Genomic DNA, 23,956 nt, shown 5'->3' on the forward strand with positions numbered 1-23,956 from the left:
CCCTTACATGATCGCATGCCTGCGGCTGCTCTCAGCCCTCTGCCTCGCTGCCTTGCTGGCAGCCTGCGCCAGTTCGCCCTCGTCCAGCCTGGGTGAGCTGCCACGCACACCAGACGCCAGCATCGAGCAACTGCTCGAACAGGCGGCCACCAGCAAGACGCCGGAGAAAGCCGCCTTGCTGCGCCTGAGCGCCGCCGACCTGGCTCACCGGCAAAACGACAACGCTCGCGCCGCACGCATCCTCGAACAGGTCCAGATCGACTCGCTGAAACCTGCCCAGCAGGTGTTCGCCAGCACCCTCTCCGCCGAGCTGGCCCTGAGCCGCAACCAGCCGAAAGCCGCGCTGACCGCGCTGAGCCACCCAAGCCTGGCCCACCTGAACGAGCTGCCGGCCGATCTCCAGGCGCGCACCCGCAGCGTCCACGCCGCTGCCTTCGAAGCCGATGGCCAGACCCTCGCCGCCGCCCAGGAGCGCATCGCCCTGGCACCATTGCTCAGCGGCAACGCCGCTGCGGCCAACAATGACGCCATCTGGAGCCTGGTCGCCGCGCTGCCGCCAGAGCAACTGCAAGGCGCCGGCAACGACACCCTCGGCGGCTGGACCAGCCTGGCCCTGGCCGTTAAAAGCGCCGGCACCCTCGAACAGCAACAAGCCGCCATCGACTCCTGGAAAGCCCAGCATCCCGAGCACCCGGCCGCACTGCAACTGCCTTCGCCACTGGTGAAGCTGAAAAGCCTGACCAGCCAGCCGCTGACCAAGATCGCCCTGCTCCTGCCCCAGGAAGGCCAACTGGCCGGCGTGGCCCGCGCGCTGCGCGACGGCTTCATGGCCGCACACTTCCAGGCCCAGCAAGCCGGACAGAACCCGCCGGCGATCCAGGTCTTCGACAGCTCGCGCCTGACCTCCCTCGACGACTTCTACCGCCAGGCCCAGGCCGCCGGCGTGCAACTGGTGGCCGGCCCTCTTGAGAAGCCGCTGGTCAAGCAGCTCGCCAACTACCCGCAACTGCCGATCACCACCCTGGCCCTGAACTACAGCGACGCCGGCCAGAACAATCCGCCGCAGCTGTTCCAGTTCGGCCTCGCCGCCGAGGACGAAGCTCGCGAAGTATCTCGTCGCGCCTACGCCGACGGCATGCGCCGCGCCGTGGCCCTGGTGCCGAGTGGCGAGTGGGGCGACCGCGTGCTGAACGCCTTCCGCCAGGACTGGGAAGCCAAGGGCGGCACCCTGCTCGCTGCCGAGCGCGTGGCCCAGCCGGTCGCCCTCGCCCAGCAGATCGCCGACCTGTTCCAGTTGCGCCAGAGCGAAGGCCGCGCCAAGAGCCTGCAAAGCACCGTGGGCGGCAACGTCTCCGCACAACCATCGCGACGCCAGGACATCGACTTCATCTTCCTCGCCTCTACCCCGCAGCAAGCGCAGCAGATCAAGCCGACCCTGAACTTCCAGTACGCCGGCGACGTACCGGTCTACGCGACCTCCAACGTCTACAGCGCCAGCGGCGACGTCAACCAGTACAACGACATGACCGGCATTCGCTTCTGCGAAACCCCTTGGCTGCTCGACAGCAGCAACGGCCTGCGCCAGCAGGTAGTACGCCAGTGGCCACAGGCCGCCGGCAGCCTGGGCCGCCTGTACGCCATGGGCGTCGACGCCTACAGCCTGGCGCCGCGCCTGGGCCAGCTGAAGACCCTGCCGGACAACCGTATCGAAGGCCTCTCCGGCAGCCTGAGCATGAACCCGGGCCAGCGCATCGAGCGCCAGCTGCCGTGGGCCGAGTTCGCCGGCGGCCAGATCAAGCGCCTGCCCGACACCCCACGCTGATGCCCAACCCTTCGCGCCAGGCCGCCGGAATGGCGGCCGAGCAACAAGCCCTGGACTACCTTCTGGCCCAGGGCTTGGTGCTTCTGGCGCGGAACTGGCGCTGCAGGCGCGGCGAGCTTGATCTGGTCATGCTCGACCGCGATACAGTAGTATTCGTCGAAGTTCGTTATCGCCTGCACGCAGGCTTTGGCGGCGCCCTCGGCAGCATCGATGCCCGCAAGCAGGAAAAACTGACGCTCGCCGCGCAGCACTTCCTGATGGAGGAGTCACGCTGGGCCAACCACCCCTGCCGTTTCGATGTAATCGCCCTGCAAGGCAGTGGCCATTCGGGACAACCGCTCGACTGGCTGCAGAATGCCTTCGACAGCTGACCCCGTGCCGACGGACGCATCTTTACCCATTCACCTTTTTGCTCTTTGCTTCGCGGGCTGCACAGACATGTGCCGGGAACCTTTCGATCCCCGCCCGGCCAGCCCCCTTTCAAGGTCACACTGATGGACATGCAATCCCGAATTCGCCAGCTTTTCCAGGCCAGCATCAATACCAAGCAACAGGCGATGGAAGTCCTTGCACCCCACATCGAGCAAGCCAGCCAGATCATGGTCAACGCCCTGCTGAACGAGGGCAAGATGCTCGCCTGCGGCAACGGCGGCTCGGCCGGTGACGCCCAGCATTTCTCTTCGGAACTGCTCAACCGCTTCGAGCGCGAGCGTCCGAGCCTGCCGGCGATCGCCCTGACCACCGACACCTCGACCATCACCTCGATCGCCAACGACTACAGCTACAACGAAATCTTTTCCAAGCAGATCCGCGCCCTCGGCCAGCCGGGCGACGTACTGCTGGCCATTTCCACCAGCGGCAACTCGGCGAACATCATCCAGGCGATCCAGGCCGCACATGATCGCGAAATGATTGTCGTAGCTCTGACGGGACGTGACGGTGGCGGCATGGCCTCGCTGCTGCTGCCGGAAGACGTCGAGATCCGCGTACCGGCGAACGTCACCGCACGTATCCAGGAAGTCCACCTGCTGGCGATCCACTGCCTCTGCGACCTGATCGACAGCCAACTGTTCGGGAGTGAAGAATGACCCCAAGACGCCTCGGCCTGATGGCCCTGACCCTGTGCCTGAGCCTGAGCGGTTGCAGCTCGGTGATCAATGCCAGCCGCGAAGCACCGATCGACGATGACCGCGGCACCCGCACCTTGGGCAGCAAGATCGACGACTCGCTGATCGAAACCAAGGTCGCGGTCAACGTGGCCAAGGCCAGCCCGGATCTTGACCAGGGCTCCCATATCGTCGTCAGCAGCTTCAACGGCGTGGTCCTGCTGGCCGGCCAGACCCCGCGCGCCGACCTGAAGGCCCTCGCCGAGCAAACCGCCAGCCAGGTACAGAAGGTCAAGAAAGTCCACAACGAGCTGCAGGTGCTGCAACCGTCCTCCTTGCTGGCGCGCAACAACGACGCCTGGCTGACCACCAAGATCAAGACCCAGATGTTCGCCGACAACAGCATCCCCGGCTCGCGGATCAAGGTGGTGACCGAGAACGGCATCGTCTACCTGCTCGGCCTGATGACCCAGGCGGAAGCCAATCGCGCCACCAACCTGGTGCAAGGTGTGGGCGGCGTGCAAAAGATCGTCAAGCTGTTCGAGTACATCGACTGATCGCGAAAAAACGCCCCACGAAAAAGGCGACCCCTCGGGGTCGCCTTTTTTCATTTCACCACTTTCAGGCTTGGCCGCCCGCTCGGGCGCGGCGGCTGCCCGCCGTCTGGCGGACCATCGTCATCCGGCTCGACATCATCTTCGTCATCGACCATCGGCGGCTCCAGCTCGAAGACCATGCCCTGGCCGTTCTCACGGGCGTAGATACCAAGGATGGCACCGATCGGCACGTACAGGCTGTGGGCAACCCCGCCGAAGCGGCCTTCGAAGCTGACCGCATCATTTTCCATCTGCAGGCCGCGCACGGCGTTAGGCGAGATGTTCAGGACAATCTGGCCGTCGCTGGCGAAACCCTGGGGTACCTGCACCGCAGGGTACTCGGCATTCACCAGGATATGAGGCGTGCAATCGTTATCCACGATCCACTCGTACAGTGCACGCACCAGGTAGGGGCGACTGGAGTTCATCAACAGCTCCTTAAAGCTTGCGCATTTCTCGTTCAGCAGCGGACAGGCTTGCCTGGAAAGACTCGCGGGCAAACTGTCGCTCCATATAGTCCAGCAAAGGTTTGGCCTGCCGTGGCAATTCAATACCCAGGAGTGGCAAACGCCACAGGATGGGCAGTAGACAACAATCCACCAAGCTTTGCTCCTCGCTGAGGAAACAGGGCTTGTCGGCAAACAGCGGCGACACGCCCGTCAGGCTCTCGCGTAGCTCCTTTCGCGCCTGAACGCGCATGGCGTCCTTGGCTCGGGGATCGAGGATCTGGTCCACCAGTGCGCACCAGTCGCGCTGGATTCGATGGATCAGCAGCCGGCTGTTCGCCCGCGCCACCGGATACACCGGCAGCAAAGGCGGATGCGGGTAACGCTCGTCGAGGTACTCCATTACCACGGTGGACTCGTACAACGCCAGATCGCGATCCACCAGGGTCGGCAAGGTGCCGTACGGATTGGCCTCCAGCAGCCGGGCAGGCTGATTGCCTGCCGCGACACTGATGATCTCGACGCTGACCCCCTTCTCGGCGAGAACGAGGCGCACCCGATGAGAATAGTGGTCGGCGGGGTCGGAGTAGCAGGCCAACCGGTTGGTCATGCCCATAAGGTTCCTCCTCGCGTGAATGGGTAAACGCTATAAACGCAAACGCGCCCTGGGGGTACCTCCGGTATTCCGGAGGCGCCCCAGGGCGCGCGTTCAACTACCAGAAACTACTGCGTGATCAGTGCACGTCCTTCCAGTATTCGCGCTTGAGCAGGTAGGCGAATACGAAGAAGAAGGCCAGGTACAGCAGCACGTAGGTGCCGATGCGTTGGCTTTCCAGCTTGACCGGGTTGGCCGAGTAGGCCAGGAAGGTCACCAGGTTCTTGACCTTCTCGTCGAACTGCTCTTCGTTCAGGGTACCGGATTTCGGCACGATGGTCAGCTGGTCACAGGCTTCATGGGTCAGCGGAGCACCGGTCAGCGGGTCGAACTGCTTCTTGCCGTCGACCACGGTCTGGATCTGCTTGCAACCCACGACCTGACGACCTTGCAGCCCCACCAGCACGTTCGGCATGCCGACGTTCGGGAAGATCTTGTTGTTCACGCCCCATGGACGCGCCGGATCCTCATAGAAGCCGCGCAGGTAGCTGTACAGCCAGTCGGTACCGCGAACCCGGGCTACCAGGGTCAGGTCGGGCGGTGCGGCACCAAACCATACCTTGGCATCGGCAGCCTGCATGCCGGTGTTCATGTGATCACCGATCTTGGCGCCGGTGAACACCAGCTTTTCGAGCATCAGCTCGTGGGGGATGCCCAGGTCATCGGCAACACGCTCGTAGCGCTGGAACTTGGCGCCATGGCAACCCATGCAATAGTTGGCAAAGGTGCGGGCACCGTCCTGCATGGCGGCCTTGTCGGTCAGGTCGATATCGACCTTGTCCAACTCGGGTCCGTGCTCACCGGCGGCGAAGGTCAACGCGGGCATCACTGCCAGAATCAATACTGCAAATAGCTTTTTCATCAGCCAGTCACCCTTTCCGGAACCGGTTTGGTCTTCTCAAGCCTGGTGTAGAACGGCATCAGAATGAAGTAGGCGAAATACAGGAAGGTACATACCTGCGAGAGCAGCGTGCGGCCAGGCGTCGGCGCCAGTACGCCAAGGATGCCGAGGATCACGAAGGCGATGCAGAACACCAGCAGCCAGATCTTGCTCAGCCAGCCCTTGTAGCGCATCGAGCGCACCGGACTGCGGTCCAGCCACGGCAGGACGAACAGCACCGCGATGGCCGCACCCATGGCAATGACACCAAGGAGCTTGTCCGGAACCGCGCGGAGAATCGCGTAGAACGGGGTGAAGTACCAGACCGGTGCGATGTGCTCAGGCGTCTTGAAGGCGTTGGCCTGCTCGAAGTTCGGTTTCTCCAGGAAGTAACCGCCCATTTCCGGGAAGAAGAACACCACGGCACAGAACACGAAGAGGAAGACCACCACGCCGACGATGTCTTTCACGGTGTAGTACGGATGGAACGGAATACCATCCAGCGGAATGCCGTTTTCGTCCTTTTTCTTCTTGATGTCGACACCATCAGGGTTGTTCGAACCCACTTCGTGCAACGCCAGGATGTGCAGGACCACCAGGCCGAGGATGACGATCGGCAGCGCGATGACATGCAAGGCGAAGAAGCGGTTCAGGGTGATGCCGGAAATCAGGTAGTCACCACGGATCCACTGGGTCAGGTCGTCGCCGATCACCGGGATGGCGCCGAACAGCGAGATGATCACCTGGGCACCCCAGTAGGACATCTGACCCCATGGCAGCAGGTACCCCATGAAGGCCTCGGCCATCAGCGCCAGGTAGATCAGCATGCCGAAGATCCACACCAGCTCGCGGGGCTTCTGGTAGGAGCCGTAGAGCAGGCCGCGGAACATGTGCAGGTAGACGACGATGAAGAACGCCGACGCGCCGGTGGAGTGCAGGTAGCGCAGGATCCAGCCGTACTCGACGTCACGCATGATGTATTCGACCGAGGCGAACGCCTCTTCGGCCGACGGGGTGAAGCTCATGGTCAGCCAGACGCCGGTGACGATCTGGTTGACCAGCACCAGCAGTGCCAGGGAGCCGAAGAAGTACAGGAAGTTGAAGTTCTTCGGTGCGTAATATTTGCTCAGGTGATCTTCCCACATCTTGGTGGCGGGGAAGCGGGCATCCACCCATTCCATGAACTTGCTCATCACGCTTTCTCCTGATCGACACCGACGACGATGATCTCGTCCGATTCGTACGAATGCGGTGGCACCGGCAGGTTGAGCGGTGCCGGCTGGGACTTGTAGACGCGGCCGGCGAGGTCGTAGTGGGAACCGTGGCAGGGGCAGAAATAACCACCGACCCACTTCGGACCCAGGTCGACGGGAGCGACTTCAGGGCGGAAAGTCGGCGAGCAACCCAGGTGGGTGCAGAGGCCGACGAGGACCAGAATTTCCGGTTTGATCGAGCGATTCGAAGGGTCGACGTAGGCAGGCTGGACCGATGCCTTGGACTCGGGATCGGAGAGATCTCCGGTGATCTTCTTCAAATTACCAAGGATCTCCTCGGTACGACGGACGATGAAAACCGGCTGACCACGCCATTCGGCCACCAACTGCTGCCCAGGTTCGACCTTGGCAATATTGACCTTCACCGGTGCACCGGCCGCTTTCGCCTTGGCACTGGGGAACCATGACCCTACGAACGGGACCGCAGCCCCCACCGCTCCCGCGGCACCCACAACGGATGTGGCTGCAACCAGGAAGCGACGCCGGCCTGCATTGACGCCGTCATTGCTCATTCAGTCCTCTCCCATCAGCTTTGTGGCCTGTTGAAACAGGCATCTACTAAGTAATTTCTGAAGCGCTAAAAATTTGCCGCATGGTAAAGAAAAGACCCATGACTGGCAAGGTTATTACCCTGGCCAAAGGCCTGCATCCCGCGCAGGTGTTGATCTGCGTCTATGCGGCAAGTTGTCACACGAATGGCCAGCCCCCTTTATTCAAGACATAAAAAAAGCCCGGTTCCACTTGGAACCGGGCTTTTTTTGAAACTCTGAGCGAATTAACGCTTGGAGTATTGTGGACGCTTACGTGCTTTACGCAGACCCACTTTCTTACGCTCGACTTCACGAGCGTCACGGGTGACGTAGCCAGCACGGCGCAGTGCGCCACGCAGGGACTCGTCGTAGTCCATCAGGGCGCGGGTGATACCGTGACGGATCGCACCGGCCTGACCGCTGACACCACCACCGATAACGGTGACGTAGATGTCGAACTTCTCGGTGGTTTCGGTCAGCTCCAGCGGCTGGCGAACGACCATGCGCGCGGTTTCACGACCGAAGAACACGTCCAGAGAACGGTTGTTGATGGAGATGTTGCCAGTGCCCGGACGCAGGAAAACGCGAGCGGTTGCAGTCTTGCGACGGCCAGTGCCGTAATTTTGAGTCGCCGACATAATGAACTATTCCGTTAAATCTTCAGTTCTTGGGGCTGCTGAGCAGTATGAGGGTGAGTAGCGCCCGCATAGACTTTCAGCTTACGGTACATGTCGCGACCCAGCGGGTTCTTAGGCAGCATGCCTTTGACCGCGGTCTCGATCACGCGCTCTGGGGCCTTGGCAATCAGCTTCTCGAAGTTGATTTCCTTGATACCGCCCGGGAAGCCGGAGTGGGAGTAGTACATTTTGTCCGAAGTCTTGGCACCAGTGACACGTACCTGCTCGGCGTTGATCACGACGATGTAGTCGCCGGTGTCAACGTGAGGGGTGTATTCTGGCTTGTGCTTGCCACGCAGACGGCTCGCGATTTCAGTGGCCAGACGACCCAGGGTCTGACCAGCAGCGTCAACGACGAACCAGTCGCGTTTTACTGTTTCCGGTTTAGCAGTAAAAGTTTTCATACTTTAATTAAGCCTCAGAGGCCGCCCAGCGAAAATTAGACGGCGAATCTTACTGAATAGTGCTTACTTTGACAAGGTCAAAGGCAGCCGGATACGAACGCTTTCGGGGGCTCGGGTCAGCGCGTCCAATACTCGGCGGGGTTCTTTTTCAGCGGCGGGGCATCACTTCCACCGTAGAAAGAGACGGCGAATTATCCGGGTTACCGAGAAAATATCAAGCTGATTTTCCGGATCATTTCCCGCCATCGCCCGCGCCGTGACCCATGGCACGGCTCTGGTACCGGTCGTGGACGGGATACTGGACACAATCGCCAAAAAATAAGACGATCCCGCCGGTGATTGACCACTCTCCCCTATAAGAATAATGAACATGATGTTTACCCAACCCAACGTGCCCCTGCGGCGCGTCAGTATCCTTGCCATCGACAAGGTGTTCGCCTCGACCCTGATGCAGGCCAAGGACTTCTTCCACCTGGCCAGCCTGCGCTATGCCAAGCAGTTGGGCCTGACCCTGCAGCCGATGTTCGAGACCCGCCTGGTCAGCCCCGACGGCGAGCCGGTGCGCAGCTTCAGCGATGTCCTGGTGCCGGTCGACAGCGGCCTGGAAGAGGCCGACGTGATCGTCCTGCCAGCGTTCTGGGATGACTTCTCGACGCTGTGCCAACGATATCCACAAGTACTACCTTGGCTACGCGAGCAGCATGCCCGTGGCGCCGTACTCTGTGGCGAGGCCAGCGGCGTGTTCTGGCTGGCCGAGGCCGGGCTGCTGGACGGCAAGGAGGCGACCACCTACTGGCGCTTCTTCAACCAGTTCGCCGAGCGCTTCCCCAAGGTCAACCTGAACCAGGACAAGCACCTGACCGACGCCGACAACCTGTTCTGTGCCGCCGGTACCACCTCGGCCTGCGACCTGTACATCTACCTGATCGAACGCTTCTGCGGAGCCAATGTCGCCCAGGCCGTGGCCCGCGACATCCTCTATGAAGTGCAGCGCAACTACACCCCGGGGCGCATGGGCTTCGGCGGGCAGAAGCTGCACCAGGACGTGATCATCCTGCAGATCCAGCACTGGCTGGAAGAACACTTCGCCGACAAGTTCCGCTTCGAGGACGTCGCGCGCAACCATGGCATGAGCATCCGCAACTTCATGCGCCGCTTCCAGAGCGCCACGGGCGACAAGCCCCTGCATTACCTGCAGCGGCTGCGCATCGAAACGGCAAAGGGACTGCTCTCGGGGACGCGCAAGAGCATCAAGACCATCAGCTACGAAGTGGGCTACGACGATGCCAGCTTCTTCGCACGGCTGTTCAGGCAGCACACTGCGTTATCGCCGAACCAGTATCGGCAGCAGTTCATGCAGGAGGCATGAAGCGGCTTCAAGCCACAAGAAAAAAGCCGCAAGACCAGAGCGGTTCGCGCTCCAGTCTTGCGGCTTGTCGCTTGAAGCTTGCCGCTGCCGTCAGGGCTTGTGCGCCCGCGCCAGGAACTCGTGGGACTGCATCTCCAGCAACCGGCTCAGGGTCCGTGCGAACTCGAAGGTCAGGCGACCACCGGTGTACAGGTCCTTGAGCTCGACCTCGGCGGAGATGATCAGCTTGACGTTGCGGTCGTAGAACTCGTCGACCATGTTGATGAAGCGCCGCGCGATATCGTCGGTCGCCACGCCCATCTGCTCCACACCGCTCAACAGCACGGCATGGAAGATCTTGCCCAGTTCGATGTAGTCGTTCTGGCTGCGTGGACCGTCGCACAACTCGCGAAACTCGAACCAGGCCACGTCGTCGCAGGTGCGTAGCGCACGGATCTCGCGGTTCTCGATGATCAGCACATCGTTTTCCACGGCCTGGGTGCACTCCGGCGTCAGCGCACGGAAGCTCTTGCGCAGGCTTTCGTGAGCTTCCTCGTTGAGCGGGAAGTGGAACAGCTCGGCCTGCTCCAGATGACGCAGGCGATAGTCGACGCCGCTGTCGACGTTGACGATTTCCGTGTTCTGCTTGATCAGGGCGATGGCCGGGAGGAAGCGCGCCCGCTGCAGGCCATCCTTGTACAGGCCGTCCGGGACGATGTTGGAAGTCGCAACCAGGGTCACGCCGTTCTTGAACAGCTCTTCCATCAGGGTGCCGAGGATCATGGCATCGGTGATGTCGGAGACGAAGAATTCATCGAAGCAGATCACCCGCGATTCTTCAGAGAAACGCTTGGCGATGATGGTCAGCGGGTTCTTCTCGCCCTTGAGCCCCTTCATTTCCTCGTGCACACGCTTCATGAAGCGGTGGAAGTGCGTGCGCGACTTTTCCTTGAACGGCAGCGCCTCGAAGAAGGTATCCACCAGGTAGGTCTTGCCCCGGCCTACCCCGCCCCAGAAATACAGGCCCTTGACCGGCGCCTGCTCCTTCTTGCCGAACAGCTTGCCGAACATGCCCGGCTTGTTGTTCTGCGCCGCGATCAGATCGTCGTACAGGCGCTGCAAATGGCGCACCGCCGTTTCCTGCGCCGCGTCGTGGAAGAAGTCGGGACGTTTCAGATCTGCTTGATATCGTTCTAGGGGCGTCATAATTCGTTAGCAAGGCAACAAAAGCGGGCCGTCACTGTAGCGACGGCCCCGGGTAATGGCAATCAGACTTCCGATAAGCCGTCAGTCCTGTTGAGGCGCCAGGGCGGCACGCAGGGCGTCGATGGCGGCATCGCGAGCGGCGTCGTCAGCGAACTGCGGGCCTTCGGCAACTGCCTCGCCTTCCAGCCACAGGCTGAAGCCCAGGCCTTCGGCGCGGACGTCGAGTTCATCGCCCTGCTGCAGTTGCTTGGTCACCGCGCCAGCCGTCTTGCCATCGGCGAAGTTGCGCGACAGCAGCAGTTGCTCGCCATCGGCGCCCAGCAGGCGGAAGCGGAAGCTCCCGTCCTCTTCGCGGAAGCTGACGAAGCGCGCGGCTTTTGCGGCTTTCTTCTTCACTTCGGCCGGGCCCTGGGCGATGGAGCGGAAGGAGCGCAGGCCGACCGCTTCGCGCAGTTGTTCGAGGAACGGTGTCGCCACCTTGCGGGCTTTCTGCGCGCCAGCCAGGAGGATGTCCTCCAGGTCTGCCGGACGGGCGATCAGTTGCTGGTAACGCTCGCGGGACTCGCTCAACTGGCCGTCCAGCAACTGGAACAGCTTCTGCTTCGCCTCGCCCCAACCCAGGCCCTGCAGCAGCTCGTCGCGGAATGCTGCGGACTGTTCAGGCGTGGAGAAGGCCTGGTACAGGGTGAACAGGTGCGAATTGTCCGGATCCTTGGCCTCGCCCGGCGCGCGGGAGTCGGTGACGATGCGCGAGATCGCGTCCTTCATCTCCTTGGCGCTGCTGAACAGGGGAATGGTGTTGTCGTAGCTCTTGGACATCTTGCGTCCGTCCAGGCCCGGCAGGGTCGCCACGCTTTCTTCGATCACCACTTCCGGCAGGACGAAGAAGTCCTTGCCATTGCCGAACAGGTGGTTGAAGCGCTGACCGATGTCACGGGCCATTTCCACGTGCTGGATCTGGTCACGGCCGACCGGCACCTTGTGCGCGTTGAACATCAGGATGTCCGCGGCCATCAGCACCGGGTAGCTGTACAGGCCCATGGTCACGCCGGCATCCGGGTCTTCGCCGTTTTCCAGGTTCTTGTCCACCGAGGCCTTGTAGGCGTGGGCGCGGTTGAGCAGGCCCTTGGCACTGACGCAGGTGAGCAGCCAGGTCAGCTCGGGAATCTCGGGGATGTCGGACTGGCGGTAGAACGTCACCTTTTCCCAATCCAGGCCACCGGCCAGCCAGGTCGCGGCGATTTCCAGACGCGAGCGCTGGATGCGCTGCGGGTCGTCGCACTTGATCAGGGCGTGGTAGTCGGCGAGGAAATAGAAGGAGTCGGCACCGGGCTGGCGGCTGGCGAGGATCGCCGGGCGGATGGCACCGGCATAGTTGCCCAGGTGCGGGGTACCGGTGGTGGTGATGCCGGTGAGGATGCGCGTAGTCATGATTGGTCGCTTATCAGGCTTGGCTCAGTTCGAAAGACGCGGCAGCACCAGATCCTTGAGGTCGGTCAGCTTGCCATGAAAAAAGTGTCCGCATTCTGCCACTTTCAGCAGCTCATGGGGGCGCGGCAGTGCGGCGGACCAGTCGTAGACGACTTGCGGCTCGATCACCTCGTCGGCGTCGGGCTGGACGATGGTCAGCGGCGCATTGGCAGGCGCGGTCTCGCCAGCAGTCAGGCGCATGACGGCGGGCGCCACCATGAACAGGTGCTTGAGGGTCACGCCCTGCCCTTCCAGGCGACCGCCGAGCGCCGCAGCGACGAAGCCGCCGAAGGAGAACCCGAGCAGGGTCAGGGGCAGTTCCGGGTGCTTGCTGCGCAGCCAGGCCGCGGCTGCCTCGGCGTCGTCCACCTCGCCGGCGCCCATGTCGTGGCTGCCGGCACTGGCGCCGACCCCACGGTAGTTGAAGCGCAGGGTGATCAGGCCGGCATCCCGGGCGGTGCGCTGCAGGGTCGACACCACCTTGTTGAGCATGGTCCCGCCCTGTACCGGGTTGGGGTGGCAGATCAGCACCACGCCATGGGCGTCGGGCACTTCCTGGTAGAGGGACTCCAGTTGACCGACCGGGCCGTCGATGAGTACGGGAATTTCGCGGGTAAGCAAGGAATTAAACTCCGTGACCCCGGCAAGGGTCGACTCGTCTAGCTGAATGATTCTGTTCTGAGATATTTGCGATGCGTCGCGGTATACAGCGCAGGTCCGAGCCGTTAACGTAAAGCAAAGCCGTTTATAGAGGAAGGACTCGTGGAACTCTCGCTCTTAGTTTGGTTGTTGCCGACCCTGGCCCTGGCAGTGGGTGTCGTCGTTGGTTTCCTGGTTGCCCGCCTCCTGCCCAACGCCGCGCCGAGCAGCACCCAGCGGCAGCTGGACGATATCCAGGAACGCTTCGACAGCTACCAGAATGAAGTGGTGACCCACTTCAACAGCACTGCGGCTCTGGTCAAGAAGCTCACGCAAAGCTACCAGGAAGTGCAGGATCACCTGGCCGATGGCGCCAACCGCCTGGCCCTGGACGACCTGACCCGCCAGCGCCTGCTGGCCGCCCTGCACTCCGACGCGGCCCAAGGCCCGCGCGATCGCCTGACTCCGCCACGGGATACCGAGGTGCCGCGTGACTATGCACCGAAGTCGCCGAACACTCCGGGCATGCTCGACGAGAGCTATGGCCTGAAACGCTGATCCAGCGGAACGGAAAGGGGCGCCTCGATGGCGCCCCTTTTCATTTCATCCCCGCTGCAATTCAGGCACACCTTCTCAGTGCCTGGCGAACATCAGCCACCAGATCGTCGATATCCTCAAGCCCCACCGACAACCTCACCAGCCCCTCGGAAATCCCGTATCGCGCCCGCTCCTCCGGCGTGTAGCTGGAGTGGGTCATGCTCGCCGGATGCTGCGCCAGTGACTCGGCATCGCCCAGGCTGACCGCCCGCGAGAACAGTTGCAGGGCATTCATGAAACGCCGCCCTGCGGTGATCCCACCCTTCAATTCGAAGGCCAGCATGCCGCCCGGCAAGCTCATCTGTTTCTTCGCCAGCGCGTGCTGCGGGCAGGATGGCAGGCCTGGGTAATGCAGCACCTCCACTTCCGGCTGCTTCCCGAGGAACTCAGCCAGCGCCTGGGCATTGGCACAGTGCCGCTCCATACGCAGATTGAGGGTCTTCAACCCCCGCATCAGTAGCGACGCGTCATGCGGGGAAAGCACCGCGCCAGTCATGTCCTTCAACCCTTCCAGACGAATCCGATCCACCAGCGCCCTGGCACCGATCACCAGGCCGGCAGTGATATCGCCATGCCCGCTGAGGTACTTGGTGGCTGAATGCACCACCAGGTCCGCGCCCAACTCCAGCGGACGTTGCAGGTACGGCGTGCAATAGGTGTTGTCCACCATCAGCGTGGCGCCATGCCGCCGGGCGATCTTCGCCACCCCGGCGATGTCCGCCAGGTGCATGTTGGGGTTGGCCGGGGATTCGAAGTAGATCATCCGCGTCGCCGGGGTGATCGCCGCCTCCACGGCCTTGAGGTCGGCCATGTCGACATGCTTGAGCTTGACGCCGAACTCGCCGATGCCGTGGTGCAGGAAGGCGAACGTGCAGCCGTACAACGTGCTGCCCAATAGCACCTCGTCACCAGGACGCAGCAGTGTCCACAAGGTTGCCGTGATGGCACCCATGCCCGAGGCCAGGGCCAGGGCCGCCTCGCCGCCTTCCAGCGAGGCCATGCGGCTTTCCAGCAAGGCCAGGGTGGGATTGGAGATACGGCTATAGAAGTGCCCGGCGTCCTCACCGGCAAAACAGGCCGCGCCGTACTCGACGGTGGGAAAAGCGAACGTGGCCGTCTGGTAGATTGGCGGCACCAGTGCCCCTCCGTGGGCCTGCGGATCGTAGCCATGGTGAATGGCACGGGTGGCGAATCCCTGGGTCTTGCTAGAGCCGCTCATGGCGATGCCCTCTTGTTGGATTGCCATAAGCTTATGCCAGTGATGAACTAATATTTTTCCAAATATGACCACCACTCCGGGGCTTTCCGAGCATGAAATTCCATGAATCCGCCAAGTCGGGGCAAATCCTGCCCAACGCCATCGACCGCACCGACCGCGCCCTGCTTGGCGCGCTGCAGGACAACGCGCGGCTGACCATCTCGGAACTGGCCGACAACGTCGCCCTCACTACCTCGCCCTGCTGGCGCCGGGTCAAGTTGCTGGAGGAAAGCGGCTACATCACCGGCTACCAGGCGATCCTCTCGCCCAAGGCCCTGGGTTTCGGCGTGACCGCCTTCGTCAGCATCATGATGGACTCCCACACCAAGGAAATGGCCCGGGCCTTCGAACAGCGGCTGATGGAGATTCCGGAGATCGTCGCCTGTCACAATATTTCAGGACGTTACGACTTCCTCCTCGAAGTGCTCGCCCGCGACCTGGAATCCTTCGGGGAATTCGCCCGGGAAACGTTGCAATCGTTGCCAGGGGTGAAGGAGATCTATTCGAGTTTTTCGTACAAGGCGGTGAAGGAGAAGCGGGTGATTCCGGTTTCGGAGAAGCACATATGAAGGTTGCGGGAACCCGCTCCCACAGGGTCCATGTTGCACCAGGACTTCCGTCAGAAAACAAAAACCCCGCCGAAGCGGGGTTTTTGTTGTCAGCCCTGACGCTTAGATCGCACCACGCGCACGCAGCACATCCAGCACCAGCTTCACACCCTCTTCCACATTGGTGGTCTGGGTGTCGATGACCAGGTCGGCGTCCAGCGGCACATCGTACGGGAAGCTTTCGCCCGGGATGTTGTCGCCGCCAGCGGCGTACAGGCCTTGCGGGTCACGCTCGCGGCAGGCCAGCGGGGAGGCCTGGACGTAGACGGTGACCAGACGGTCCTTGCCGATCAGCGCCTTGGCCTGCTCGCGACCTTCGGCATCCGGGGCGACGAAGGCGGCCAGTGTCAGCATGCCGGCTTCGTTGAACTGGCGCGCCACGTGGGCGGCACGGCGCCAGTTCTCGGTGCGACCGGCACGGTCCTGCGGCAGGCCCTTGTTCAGGTCGTGGCGCAGGTTCTGGCCGTCGAGGACGTAGACCGCACGACCCATGTCGAACAGCTTGCGCTCGACGGCATAGGCCAGGGTGCTCTTGCCGGCGCCGGACAGGCCGCTGAACAGCACGGTGGCTGGCTGCTGGCCGAAGCGCAGGGCGCGCTCTTCGGTGGACACGTGGGCCTGCTTGCCATGCTGGCCGGTGCTGCCGTGCGGCAGGACAGGCGGGGCGATGATCATGCCGGCGCCAACGGTTCCGTTGGTCAGGCGGTCGATGACGATGAAGGCACCGGTAGTGCGGTTGCTGTCGTAACCGTCCAGGGCGATAGAGGCGTCCAGGGCAACCTTCACCCGGCCGATCTCGTTCAGTTGCAGCGCACTGGCAGCGCCCTGCTCCAGGGTGTTCACATCGACCTTGTGGGTGATGCTGGCGATCGAGCCCGGCACGTAGCTGGTGGCGCGCTTGATGTCGTATTTCTTGCCCGGCAGCATCGGCTCTTCGGCCATCCACACCAGCATGGCGTCGAACTGGTCGGTTACCGGTGGAACGTTGTCGGCATGCACCAGCAGGTCGCCACGGGAGATGTCGATCTCGTCTTCCATGGTCAGGGTCACGGCCTGGCCTGGGCCTGCATTTTCCAGCTCGCCTTCGTAGGTGACGATGGACTTGACCCGGCTGCTCTTGCCCGATGGCAGGACGACGATCTCGTCACCCTTGTGCACCAGGCCGCTGGCAATGGTGCCGGCGAAGCCGCGGAAGTTCAGGTTCGGACGGTTGACGTACTGCACCGGGAAACGCAGGTCGGTGAAATTGCGGTCGCCAGCGACTTCGACGGTCTCGAGGATTTCCATCAGCGCAGGGCCGGTGTACCACGGCGAACGCTCGCTGCGGTTGACCACGTTGTCGCCCTTGAGGGCGGACATCGGAACGAAGTGCAGGCTGCTCGGCTTGAGGTTGATGCCTTCGGCGAACTTCAGGTAGTCGGCCTTGATCGTCTCGAAGACCTGCTCGTCGAAGCCCTTGAGGTCCATCTTGTTGACCGCAACGACGATGTGCTTGATACCCAGCAGCGAGGCGATGTAGCTGTGCCGGCGGGTCTGGGTCTGCACGCCGTAGCGGGCGTCGACGAGGATGATGGCCAGGTCGCAGGTGGATGCACCGGTCGCCATGTTGCGGGTGTACTGCTCGTGGCCCGGGGTGTCGGCGATGATGAACTTGCGCTTGGCGGTGGAGAAGTAGCGGTAGGCGACATCGATGGTGATGCCCTGCTCACGCTCGGCCTGCAGGCCGTCGACCAGCAGCGCCAGGTCGACTTCCTCGCCGGTGGTGCCGACTTTCTTCGAATCACGGGTGATGGCTTCGAGGTGGTCCTCGTAGATCATCTTCGAGTCGTGCAGCAGGCGCCCGATCAGGGTGCTCTTGCCATCGTCGACGTTGCCGCAGGTCAGGAAACGCAGGAGTTCCTTGCGCTCGTGCTGGGCCAGGTAGGCGAGGATGTCCTCGCTGATCAGATCAGATTGGTGCGACATGATGAAACCCTGAAATTAGAAGTAGCCTTGGCGTTTCTTGTCTTCCATGGAACCGGCGCCATCGTGGTCGATGACGCGGCCCTGGCGCTCGGACGTCCGGGTCAGGAGCATTTCCTGGATGATGTCCGTCAGGGTCTCGGCCTCCGACTCGACGGCACCCGTCAACGGGTAGCAGCCGAGGGTACGGAAACGCACCTTCTTCTTGACGATGCGGGCTTTTTCCTCGTCGCTCAGGTGCTCGAGAATGCGCTCGTCGTCGATCATGATCAGGGTGCCGTTCTTCTCGATGACTTCACGCTCGGCGGCGAAGTACAGCGGCACGATCGGGATGCCTTCGAGGTAGATGTATTGCCAGATGTCCAGCTCGGTCCAGTTCGACAGCGGGAAGACGCGGATCGACTCGCCCTTGTTGACCTTGCCGTTGTAGATGTTCCACAGCTCCGGACGTTGGTTCTTCGGGTCCCAGCGGTGTTTGCTGTCACGGAACGAATAGACGCGCTCCTTGGCCCGCGACTTTTCTTCGTCGCGGCGCGCGCCACCGAAGGCGGCGTCGAAGCCGTGCTTGTCCAGCGCCTGCTTGAGGCCCTGGGTCTTCATGATGTCGGTGTGCTTGGAGCTGCCGTGGGTGAACGGGTTGATGCCCTGCGCAACGCCTTCCGGGTTGACGTGGGTGATCAGCTCAAGGCCCATTTCCTCGACCATCTTGTCGCGGAAGCGGTACATCTCCTGGAATTTCCACTGGGTGTCGACATGCATCACCGGAAACGGCAGCTTGCCAGGGAAGAAGGCCTTGCGTGCCAGATGCAGCATCACGGCCGAGTCCTTGCCAATCGAGTACAGCATCACCGGGTTATCGAACTCGGCGGCCACCTCACGAATGATGTGGATGCTTTCCGCCTCCAACTGTTTCAAATGCGTCAGCTTGTCGACCATGGCTACTCACGGGGAAAACGATCTTTATGGACGGCCAGACGGGCCGTGTTCGAGCGGGTCACTCTATCACAGCACCCGCTTCTATTTAGGAGGCCGGCTAGAACGAAACAATCTATGGATATGCCCGACCGTTTGGGTTGCAAAAGGGGTTCAGACCGGGTTCGGGCAATCGATGAACAGGTGTTCGAGGGCAAAGCGGCGGGCCAGGTAGTCACCCAGCGCCTGCACACCGTAGCGCTCGGTGGCATGGTGCCCGGCGGCGATGAAGCTGACGCCGTTTTCCCGGGCGCTGTGGAAAGTCTGCTCGGAAGCTTCGCCGCTGATGAACAGGTCGACGCCAGCGGCGATCGCCTGGTCGATGTAGCCCTGGCCGCCACCGGTACACCAGCCGACCCGACGAATGACCGTCTCGCCTTCCACCAGCAGCGGCTCGCGGCCCATCACCTCGTTGACCCGGCGGGCAAAGTCGCGCGCCGACACCGGCTCGGCCAGCGAACCGACCAGGCCCACCACCCGCGGGTTGTCGGGGTCCAAAGGACCTTCGACGGTGATGTCCAGTTGCCGGGCCAGTTGCACGTTGTTGCCGACTTCCCCGTGCACGTCCAGTGGCAGGTGATAGGCCAGCAGGCTGATGTCGTGCTTGAGCAGGGTCTTCAGGCGACGCTGCTTCATCCCGGTGATGCAGGGGTTCTCGCCCTTCCAGAAATAGCCGTGGTGGACCAGCACCAGGTCGGCCCCGGCCTCGACCGCGGCATCCAGCAGCGCCTGGCTGGCGGTGACGCCACTGACGATGCGGGTTACCTGCGGGCGGCCTTCGACCTGCAGGCCGTTGGGGCAGTAGTCCTGGATTTTCGCGCTACCGAGGTAACGGTCGGCTTCCTCGACCAGGGTGGACAGGGCAACAGCCATGGAAAGACTCCTCAATTCAGCAGTTCAGCACGGCGCAAGGGCCCGTATAATGGCCAGCATTATGGGCCGTCGACTGTTTTGGGGAAACCGGCGGCAGCTACCTGGGGGCTTTCGGCAAACGCTGTCACGCAATGCGTGATTTAGCGGTTCCTGCACAGGTGTTGTCGCAGTATGATCGCGCGCGTTCGTCACCTCCCCATGGCATCACCGGCTCGGGCCAACTCCCCCCAGGATTGATTCAATGTTCAAGGCTTTGCGTTACTTCGGCTGGCCGCTGTTCACCGGCGTGCTGATCGCGTTGCTGGTCATCCAGCGTTTTCCCGAGTGGGTGGGCCTGCCCAGCCAGGACGTCAACCTGCAACAGGCGCCACAGACCAGCGCCGTGGTCCAGGGCCCGGTGTCCTATGCCGACGCGGTCACCCATGCCGCGCCCGCGGTGGCCAACCTGTACACCACCAAGGTGGTCAACAAGGCTGCCCATCCGCTGTTCGAAGACCCGCAGTTCCGCCGTTTCTTCGGCGACAACCTGCCCAAGCAGCGACGCTGGGAGTCGAGCCTGGGTTCGGCGGTGATCATGAGCCCGGAAGGCTACCTGCTGACCAACAACCACGTGACCTCCGGCGCCGACCAGATCGTGGTGGCACTCAAGGACGGCCGTGAAACCCTGGCCCGGGTTATCGGCAGCGACCCGGAAACCGACCTGGCGGTGCTGAAGATCGACCTGAAGAACCTGCCAGCGATCACCATCGGCCGTTCCGACAACATCCGCATCGGCGACGTCGCCCTGGCCATCGGCAACCCGTTCGGCGTAGGGCAGACCGTGACCATGGGCATCATCAGCGCCACCGGACGCAACCAGTTGGGCCTGAACAACTACGAGGACTTCATCCAGACCGACGCGGCGATCAACCCGGGCAACTCCGGTGGCGCGCTGGTGGATGCCAACGGCAACCTGACCGGGATCAACACGGCGATCTTCTCCAAGTCCGGCGGTTCCCAGGGCATCGGCTTCGCTATCCCGACCAAGCTGGCGCTGGAAGTGATGAAGTCGATCATCGAGCATGGACAGGTGATTCGTGGCTGGCTGGGCATCGAGGTGCAGCCGCTGAGTCAGGAACTGGCCGAGTCGTTCGGCATGCAAGGACGCCCGGGGATCGTCGTGGCGGGGATCTTCCGCGATGGTCCGGCGCAACGGGCCGGGCTGCAGCTGGGTGACGTGATCCTGAGCATCAATGGCGAGCCGGCGGGCGATGGCCGTCGTTCGATGAACCAGGTGGCGCGGATCAAGCCGAGCGAGAAAGTCGCCATCGAGGTGATGCGCAATGGCAAGCAATTGAAGCTGATCGCCGAGGTGGGACTGCGGCCGCCACCGGCGCCAGCGGCACAGGAAGAAGAGAACTGATTCGATGGATTTGGGGCCGCTAAGCGGCCCCAAATGTTTTAGTGCAGGATCTGGCTCAGGAACAACTTGGTCCGCTCGTTCTGCGGCCGGTCGAAGAAGTCATCCGGCGCCGCCTGCTCGACGATCTCCCCCTTGTCCATGAAGATCACCCGGTTCGCCACGGTCCGGGCGAAGCCCATCTCGTGGGTCACGCAGAGCATGGTCATGCCGTCTTCCGCCAGGCTGACCATGGTATCCAGCACCTCCTTGACCATTTCCGGGTCCAGCGCCGAGGTCGGTTCGTCGAACAGCATGATCTTCGGCTTCATGCACAGCGCCCGGGCGATTGCCACGCGCTGCTGCTGGCCGCCGGACAGTTGCCCCGGGAACTTGTGCGCCTGCTCAGGGATACGCACGCGCTCCAGATAGTGCATGGCGATTTCCTCGGCCTTGCGCTTGGGCATCTTGCGCACCCACATCGGTGCCAGGGTGCAGTTCTGCAGGATGGTCAGGTGCGGGAACAGGTTGAAGTGCTGGAACACCATGCCGACTTCACGACGGATCGCCTCGATCTGCTTGAGGTCGTTGGTCAGTTCCACGCCATCCACCACGATGCGCCCCTGCTGGTGCTCTTCCAGGCGGTTGAGGCAGCGGATGGTGGTGGACTTGCCCGAGCCGGACGGCCCGCACAGGACGATGCGCTCGCCCTGGCGAACATTCAGGTTGATGTCCTTGAGCACGTGGAACTGGCCGTACCACTTGTTCACGCCCTGCATCTGGATAATGCCTTCAGGGCCGACAGGCTGCTTGATCGCTTCACTCATTCGAAACACTCCTAACGCTTGTGGCCTGTGTCCAGCTTGCGCTCCAGATGCATGGAGTAGCGGGACATACCGAAACAGAAAATCCAGAACACCAGGGCTGCGAACACGTAGCCCTCGGTCGCCATGCCCAGCCAGGTGGGGTCGGCGGCCGCCTGCTTGACGCTGTTGAGCAGGTCGAACAGGCCGATGATGATCACCAGGCTGGTGTCCTTGAACAGGGCAATGAACGTGTTGACGATGCCGGGAATCACCAGCTTCAGGGCTTGCGGCAGGATCACCAGGCCCATCGCGCGCCAGTAGCCCAGGCCCATGGCCGCAGCGGCTTCGTACTGGCCCTTGGGAATGGCCTGCAGGCCGCCGCGCACCACCTCGGCGATATACGCCGACTGGAACAGGATCACCCCGATCATGGCCCGCAGCAGCTTGTCGAAGCTCATGCCCTCGGGCAGGAACAACGGCAGCATCACCGAGGACATGAACAGCACGGTGATCAGCGGCACGCCACGCCAGAACTCGATGAAGGTCACGCAGACCACCTTCACCGCCGGCATCTTCGAACGCCGGCCCAGCGCCAGGAGGATACCCAGCGGCAACGCGCCGACGATGCCGACCGTGGCGATCACCAGGGTCAGCATCAGGCCGCCCCATTGGCTGGTCGGTACCGTGGTCATACCGAAGTGGCCGCCGTGCAGCAGGGTGTAGGCGATGATCGGGTAGGCAACCAGGAAGCACAGGCCGTAGATCGCCTTGCGCGGGAAGCGCGAGATGAACAGTGGCGCCGCGCCGATCACCGCCAGCCACACGGTCAGGTCGACGCGCCAGCGCAGCTCGCTGGGATAGTAGCCATACATGAACTGGCCGAAACGCTGCTGGATGAACACCCAGCAGGCGCCTTCCTTGGTGCAGTCGGCACGGGTGGTGCCGACCCAGTTGGCGTCGAGAATCGACCACTGCAGCAGCGGCGGCACGATCAGCCAGACCAGGTAGAGGGCGAAGAGGGTCAGCAGGGTGTTGAGCCAGCTGGAGAACAGGTTGGCCCGCAGCCAGGCAACGATGCCGACGGTCTTCACCGGTGGCGGCATGTCGGGTTTGAAAACATGGGAAGTCATGCGCGTCTCCTTACCGCTCGATCAGCGCGATGCGCTTGTTGTACCAGTTCATCAGCAGGGAAATGCTGATGCTGATGGCCAGGTACACGCTCATGGTGATGGCGATCACCTCGATGGCCTGCCCGGTCTGGTTGAGCACGGTGCCGGCGAACAGCGAGACCATTTCCGGATAACCGATGCCCGCCGCCAGCGACGAGTTCTTCGCCAGGTTGAGGTACTGGCTGGTCAGCGGCGGGATGATCACCCGCAGCGCCTGGGGAATGATCACCTTGCGCAGGGTCGGGCCTTCGCGCAGGCCCAGGGAGCGTGCCGCTTCGGTCTGGCCGTGGCTGACCGAGCGGATGCCGGAACGGACGATCTCGGCAATGAACGCTGCGGTATAGATGGTCAGCGCCAGGGTCAACGCCAGCAGCTCGGGAATCAGTACCCAACCGCCAGCGAAGTTGAATCCTTTCAATTGCGGCAGTTCCCAGCTCAGCGGGTTGCCGAACAACAGCACGCTCAGGCCCGGGATCACCAGCAGCAGGCCGAGGGCGGCCCAGAACTTGTGGAACGGCTCGCCGGTCGCCTCGAAACGGCGGTTGGCCCAGCGCACCATCGCCACCACGGCGACGATCGCCAGCAGCACGGCGATCGCAAACGGCCAGAAGCCTTCGGCCAGGGACGCGCCGGGCATGTTCAGGCCACGGTTGCTGATGAAGAAGGTGTCATTGATGTTGATGCTGCCCCGCGGTCCCGGCAGGGTCAGGAACACGGCGAAATACCAGAACAGGATCTGCAGCAGTGGCGGGATGTTGCGGAACGTTTCCACATACACGGTCGCCAGCTTGTTGATCATCCAGTTCGGCGACAGCCGCGCCACGCCGATGATGAAGCCGAGCAGGGTCGCCAGGATGATGCCGATGAAGGTCACCAGCAGCGTGTTGAGCAAGCCGATGACAAAGACCCGGGCATAGGAATCGGACTCGACGTACGGAATCAGGTGCTGGGCGATACCGAAACCGGCGCTGCGTTCGAGGAAGTCGAAGCCCGAGGTGATACCCCGGTGTTGCAGGTTGGTCTGGGTGTTGTGGAACAGATACCAGCCCAGACCGACCACGAAGACGATGGTGATGATCTGGAACAGCCACGCGCGAACGCGTGGGTCGGTAAGGGACAAGCCCCTGGGTGGATTGTGCATGAAAGGCCCCGAAAAGAAGGAACGATACGGCCCGCGGTGACAGGCACGTCACCCCGGGCCGGCCCAAACAGCGCCCCCGAGGCGCGGACATGATTCCGCCGGTTTTGCACAGGGCGGTCAGACCGCCGGCGCGCTTCCG

At 62.5% G+C, this 23,956-nt stretch carries 25 protein-coding genes; 8 read left to right on the plus strand and 17 right to left on the minus strand.

Annotated elements, in window-relative coordinates; genetic code table 11:
- The first annotated feature begins 7 nt into the window (after positions 1 to 7).
- The 4 genes from V0R59_RS04790 (at position 8) to V0R59_RS04805 (ending at position 3,485) form a co-directional block, all read left to right on the plus strand.
- On the plus strand, positions 8 to 1,822 hold the full coding sequence (locus V0R59_RS04790) for a penicillin-binding protein activator (RefSeq protein ID WP_330076643.1): 1,815 nt from the start codon (positions 8 to 10) through the stop codon (positions 1,820 to 1,822).
- Positions 1,822 to 2,193: a YraN family protein gene (locus V0R59_RS04795; RefSeq protein WP_330076642.1), complete on the plus strand. Its 372-nt coding sequence runs from the start codon at positions 1,822 to 1,824 to the stop codon at positions 2,191 to 2,193. The genes V0R59_RS04790 and V0R59_RS04795 overlap by 1 nt, the downstream gene beginning before the upstream one ends.
- A 123-nt stretch (positions 2,194 to 2,316) precedes the next feature.
- On the plus strand, positions 2,317 to 2,910 hold the full coding sequence (locus tag V0R59_RS04800; RefSeq protein ID WP_330076641.1) for a phosphoheptose isomerase: 594 nt from the start codon (positions 2,317 to 2,319) through the stop codon (positions 2,908 to 2,910).
- The gene (locus tag V0R59_RS04805) at positions 2,907 to 3,485 is read left to right on the plus strand and encodes a BON domain-containing protein (RefSeq protein WP_330076640.1); all 579 of its coding nucleotides are present in this window, start codon (positions 2,907 to 2,909) and stop codon (positions 3,483 to 3,485) included. The genes V0R59_RS04800 and V0R59_RS04805 overlap by 4 nt, the downstream gene beginning before the upstream one ends.
- A 50-nt stretch (positions 3,486 to 3,535) precedes the next feature.
- Here the strand turns inward: V0R59_RS04805 and V0R59_RS04810 are convergent, their stop codons facing one another.
- From V0R59_RS04810 to rplM, 7 genes are all read right to left on the minus strand, one after another.
- The gene (locus V0R59_RS04810; protein ID WP_330076639.1) at positions 3,536 to 3,952 is read right to left on the minus strand and encodes a ClpXP protease specificity-enhancing factor; all 417 of its coding nucleotides are present in this window, start codon (positions 3,950 to 3,952) and stop codon (positions 3,536 to 3,538) included.
- Between the two features lie 10 nt (positions 3,953 to 3,962).
- Positions 3,963 to 4,586, minus strand: a complete 624-nt coding sequence (locus V0R59_RS04815; RefSeq protein ID WP_330076638.1) for a glutathione S-transferase N-terminal domain-containing protein — start codon at positions 4,584 to 4,586, stop codon at positions 3,963 to 3,965.
- A 118-nt stretch (positions 4,587 to 4,704) separates the two neighbouring features.
- Entirely contained in the window at positions 4,705 to 5,487 is a 783-nt protein-coding gene (locus tag V0R59_RS04820) for a cytochrome c1 (protein ID WP_330076637.1), read from the minus strand.
- On the minus strand, positions 5,487 to 6,698 hold the full coding sequence (locus V0R59_RS04825) for a cytochrome b (protein ID WP_330076636.1): 1,212 nt from the start codon (positions 6,696 to 6,698) through the stop codon (positions 5,487 to 5,489). The genes V0R59_RS04820 and V0R59_RS04825 overlap by 1 nt, the downstream gene beginning before the upstream one ends.
- Entirely contained in the window at positions 6,698 to 7,291 is a 594-nt protein-coding gene (gene petA / locus V0R59_RS04830) for a ubiquinol-cytochrome c reductase iron-sulfur subunit (RefSeq protein ID WP_330076635.1), read from the minus strand. Before petA ends, V0R59_RS04825 begins: the two co-directional genes overlap by 1 nt.
- Before the next feature lie 263 nt (positions 7,292 to 7,554).
- A complete protein-coding gene (rpsI, locus tag V0R59_RS04835; RefSeq protein WP_316920020.1) occupies positions 7,555 to 7,947 on the minus strand; it encodes a 30S ribosomal protein S9 in 393 nt (130 codons plus the stop codon).
- A 14-nt stretch (positions 7,948 to 7,961) separates the two neighbouring features.
- Complete coding sequence (gene rplM / locus V0R59_RS04840; protein ID WP_009404632.1) at positions 7,962 to 8,390, minus strand: 50S ribosomal protein L13; 429 nt, start codon at positions 8,388 to 8,390, stop codon at positions 7,962 to 7,964.
- A 472-nt stretch (positions 8,391 to 8,862) separates the two neighbouring features.
- On the opposite strand from rplM, the gene V0R59_RS04845 reads away from it, so the two are divergent.
- Positions 8,863 to 9,759, plus strand: coding sequence for a GlxA family transcriptional regulator (locus V0R59_RS04845; RefSeq protein ID WP_330076660.1), 897 nt, complete (start codon positions 8,863 to 8,865; stop codon positions 9,757 to 9,759).
- Positions 9,760 to 9,849: 90 nt separating this feature from the next.
- Here V0R59_RS04845 and zapE read toward each other — a convergent pair whose 3' ends face one another.
- The 3 genes from zapE to V0R59_RS04860 all read right to left on the minus strand — a co-directional run bounded on the left by zapE (position 9,850) and on the right by V0R59_RS04860 (position 13,035).
- On the minus strand, positions 9,850 to 10,944 hold the full coding sequence (zapE, locus tag V0R59_RS04850; protein WP_330076634.1) for a cell division protein ZapE: 1,095 nt from the start codon (positions 10,942 to 10,944) through the stop codon (positions 9,850 to 9,852).
- 81 nt (positions 10,945 to 11,025) lie between these two features.
- Positions 11,026 to 12,375: a tryptophan--tRNA ligase gene (locus V0R59_RS04855; protein WP_330076633.1), complete on the minus strand. Its 1,350-nt coding sequence runs from the start codon at positions 12,373 to 12,375 to the stop codon at positions 11,026 to 11,028.
- A gap of 24 nt (positions 12,376 to 12,399) precedes the next feature.
- A complete protein-coding gene (locus tag V0R59_RS04860; protein WP_330076632.1) occupies positions 12,400 to 13,035 on the minus strand; it encodes an alpha/beta hydrolase in 636 nt (211 codons plus the stop codon).
- 141 nt (positions 13,036 to 13,176) lie between these two features.
- On the opposite strand from V0R59_RS04860, the gene V0R59_RS04865 reads away from it, so the two are divergent.
- Entirely contained in the window at positions 13,177 to 13,611 is a 435-nt protein-coding gene (locus tag V0R59_RS04865) for a YhcB family protein (RefSeq protein ID WP_330076631.1), read from the plus strand.
- A 61-nt stretch (positions 13,612 to 13,672) separates the two neighbouring features.
- Here the strand turns inward: V0R59_RS04865 and V0R59_RS04870 are convergent, their stop codons facing one another.
- The gene (locus V0R59_RS04870; protein WP_330076630.1) at positions 13,673 to 14,869 is read right to left on the minus strand and encodes a methionine gamma-lyase; all 1,197 of its coding nucleotides are present in this window, start codon (positions 14,867 to 14,869) and stop codon (positions 13,673 to 13,675) included.
- A gap of 128 nt (positions 14,870 to 14,997) precedes the next feature.
- Between V0R59_RS04870 and V0R59_RS04875 the strand changes: the two genes are divergently transcribed.
- Entirely contained in the window at positions 14,998 to 15,477 is a 480-nt protein-coding gene (locus tag V0R59_RS04875) for an Lrp/AsnC family transcriptional regulator (protein ID WP_330076659.1), read from the plus strand.
- A gap of 102 nt (positions 15,478 to 15,579) precedes the next feature.
- Here the strand turns inward: V0R59_RS04875 and cysN are convergent, their stop codons facing one another.
- The 3 genes from cysN to V0R59_RS04890 all read right to left on the minus strand — a co-directional run bounded on the left by cysN (position 15,580) and on the right by V0R59_RS04890 (position 19,323).
- Positions 15,580 to 17,481 (minus strand): sulfate adenylyltransferase subunit CysN, encoded by a 1,902-nt coding sequence (gene cysN, locus V0R59_RS04880; protein WP_330076629.1) that lies wholly within the window; start codon positions 17,479 to 17,481, stop codon positions 15,580 to 15,582.
- A 15-nt stretch (positions 17,482 to 17,496) separates the two neighbouring features.
- Positions 17,497 to 18,414, minus strand: coding sequence for a sulfate adenylyltransferase subunit CysD (gene cysD / locus V0R59_RS04885; RefSeq protein WP_042122947.1), 918 nt, complete (start codon positions 18,412 to 18,414; stop codon positions 17,497 to 17,499).
- A gap of 150 nt (positions 18,415 to 18,564) precedes the next feature.
- Positions 18,565 to 19,323 carry a Nif3-like dinuclear metal center hexameric protein gene (locus tag V0R59_RS04890; protein ID WP_330076628.1) on the minus strand — a complete coding sequence of 253 codons (759 nt, stop codon included), beginning with the start codon at positions 19,321 to 19,323 and terminating at the stop codon, positions 18,565 to 18,567.
- Positions 19,324 to 19,564: 241 nt separating this feature from the next.
- On the opposite strand from V0R59_RS04890, the gene algW reads away from it, so the two are divergent.
- A complete protein-coding gene (gene algW, locus V0R59_RS04895; protein ID WP_330076627.1) occupies positions 19,565 to 20,725 on the plus strand; it encodes a Do family serine endopeptidase AlgW in 1,161 nt (386 codons plus the stop codon).
- Between the two features lie 38 nt (positions 20,726 to 20,763).
- Here the strand turns inward: algW and V0R59_RS04900 are convergent, their stop codons facing one another.
- Genes V0R59_RS04900 through V0R59_RS04910 form a run of 3 tightly spaced genes read right to left on the minus strand, consistent with a single transcriptional unit; the run spans position 20,764 to position 23,817 of the window.
- Complete coding sequence (locus V0R59_RS04900) at positions 20,764 to 21,528, minus strand: amino acid ABC transporter ATP-binding protein (protein ID WP_316920010.1); 765 nt, start codon at positions 21,526 to 21,528, stop codon at positions 20,764 to 20,766.
- Positions 21,529 to 21,539: 11 nt separating this feature from the next.
- Positions 21,540 to 22,637: an amino acid ABC transporter permease gene (locus V0R59_RS04905; protein WP_330076626.1), complete on the minus strand. Its 1,098-nt coding sequence runs from the start codon at positions 22,635 to 22,637 to the stop codon at positions 21,540 to 21,542.
- 10 nt (positions 22,638 to 22,647) lie between these two features.
- Positions 22,648 to 23,817 (minus strand): amino acid ABC transporter permease, encoded by a 1,170-nt coding sequence (locus V0R59_RS04910; protein ID WP_330076625.1) that lies wholly within the window; start codon positions 23,815 to 23,817, stop codon positions 22,648 to 22,650.
- Positions 23,818 to 23,956 lie beyond the last annotated feature (139 nt).

Origin of the sequence: Pseudomonas ulcerans (assembly GCF_036324125.1) — a bacterium.
Classification (GTDB): domain Bacteria; phylum Pseudomonadota; class Gammaproteobacteria; order Pseudomonadales; family Pseudomonadaceae; genus Aquipseudomonas; species Aquipseudomonas ulcerans.

Bases quoted from the DNA above. Each gene is read 5' to 3' on its own strand.
- V0R59_RS04790 (WP_330076643.1), top strand. From the start codon at position 8: ATGATCGCATGCCTGCGGCTGCTCTCAGCCCTCTGCCTCGCTGCCTTG.
- V0R59_RS04795 (WP_330076642.1), top strand. From the start codon at position 1,822: ATGCCCAACCCTTCGCGCCAGGCCGCCGGAATGGCGGCCGAGCAACAA.
- V0R59_RS04800 (WP_330076641.1), top strand. From the start codon at position 2,317: ATGGACATGCAATCCCGAATTCGCCAGCTTTTCCAGGCCAGCATCAAT.
- V0R59_RS04805 (WP_330076640.1), top strand. From the start codon at position 2,907: ATGACCCCAAGACGCCTCGGCCTGATGGCCCTGACCCTGTGCCTGAGC.
- V0R59_RS04810 (WP_330076639.1), bottom strand. From the start codon at position 3,952: ATGAACTCCAGTCGCCCCTACCTGGTGCGTGCACTGTACGAGTGGATC.
- V0R59_RS04815 (WP_330076638.1), bottom strand. From the start codon at position 4,586: ATGGGCATGACCAACCGGTTGGCCTGCTACTCCGACCCCGCCGACCAC.
- V0R59_RS04820 (WP_330076637.1), bottom strand. From the start codon at position 5,487: ATGAAAAAGCTATTTGCAGTATTGATTCTGGCAGTGATGCCCGCGTTG.
- V0R59_RS04825 (WP_330076636.1), bottom strand. From the start codon at position 6,698: ATGAGCAAGTTCATGGAATGGGTGGATGCCCGCTTCCCCGCCACCAAG.
- petA (WP_330076635.1), bottom strand. From the start codon at position 7,291: ATGAGCAATGACGGCGTCAATGCAGGCCGGCGTCGCTTCCTGGTTGCA.
- rpsI (WP_316920020.1), bottom strand. From the start codon at position 7,947: ATGTCGGCGACTCAAAATTACGGCACTGGCCGTCGCAAGACTGCAACC.
- rplM (WP_009404632.1), bottom strand. From the start codon at position 8,390: ATGAAAACTTTTACTGCTAAACCGGAAACAGTAAAACGCGACTGGTTC.
- zapE (WP_330076634.1), bottom strand. From the start codon at position 10,944: ATGACGCCCCTAGAACGATATCAAGCAGATCTGAAACGTCCCGACTTC.
- V0R59_RS04855 (WP_330076633.1), bottom strand. From the start codon at position 12,375: ATGACTACGCGCATCCTCACCGGCATCACCACCACCGGTACCCCGCAC.
- V0R59_RS04870 (WP_330076630.1), bottom strand. From the start codon at position 14,869: ATGAGCGGCTCTAGCAAGACCCAGGGATTCGCCACCCGTGCCATTCAC.
- cysN (WP_330076629.1), bottom strand. From the start codon at position 17,481: ATGTCGCACCAATCTGATCTGATCAGCGAGGACATCCTCGCCTACCTG.
- cysD (WP_042122947.1), bottom strand. From the start codon at position 18,414: ATGGTCGACAAGCTGACGCATTTGAAACAGTTGGAGGCGGAAAGCATC.
- V0R59_RS04890 (WP_330076628.1), bottom strand. From the start codon at position 19,323: ATGGCTGTTGCCCTGTCCACCCTGGTCGAGGAAGCCGACCGTTACCTC.
- algW (WP_330076627.1), top strand. From the start codon at position 19,565: ATGTTCAAGGCTTTGCGTTACTTCGGCTGGCCGCTGTTCACCGGCGTG.
- V0R59_RS04900 (WP_316920010.1), bottom strand. From the start codon at position 21,528: ATGAGTGAAGCGATCAAGCAGCCTGTCGGCCCTGAAGGCATTATCCAG.
- V0R59_RS04905 (WP_330076626.1), bottom strand. From the start codon at position 22,637: ATGACTTCCCATGTTTTCAAACCCGACATGCCGCCACCGGTGAAGACC.
- V0R59_RS04910 (WP_330076625.1), bottom strand. From the start codon at position 23,817: ATGCACAATCCACCCAGGGGCTTGTCCCTTACCGACCCACGCGTTCGC.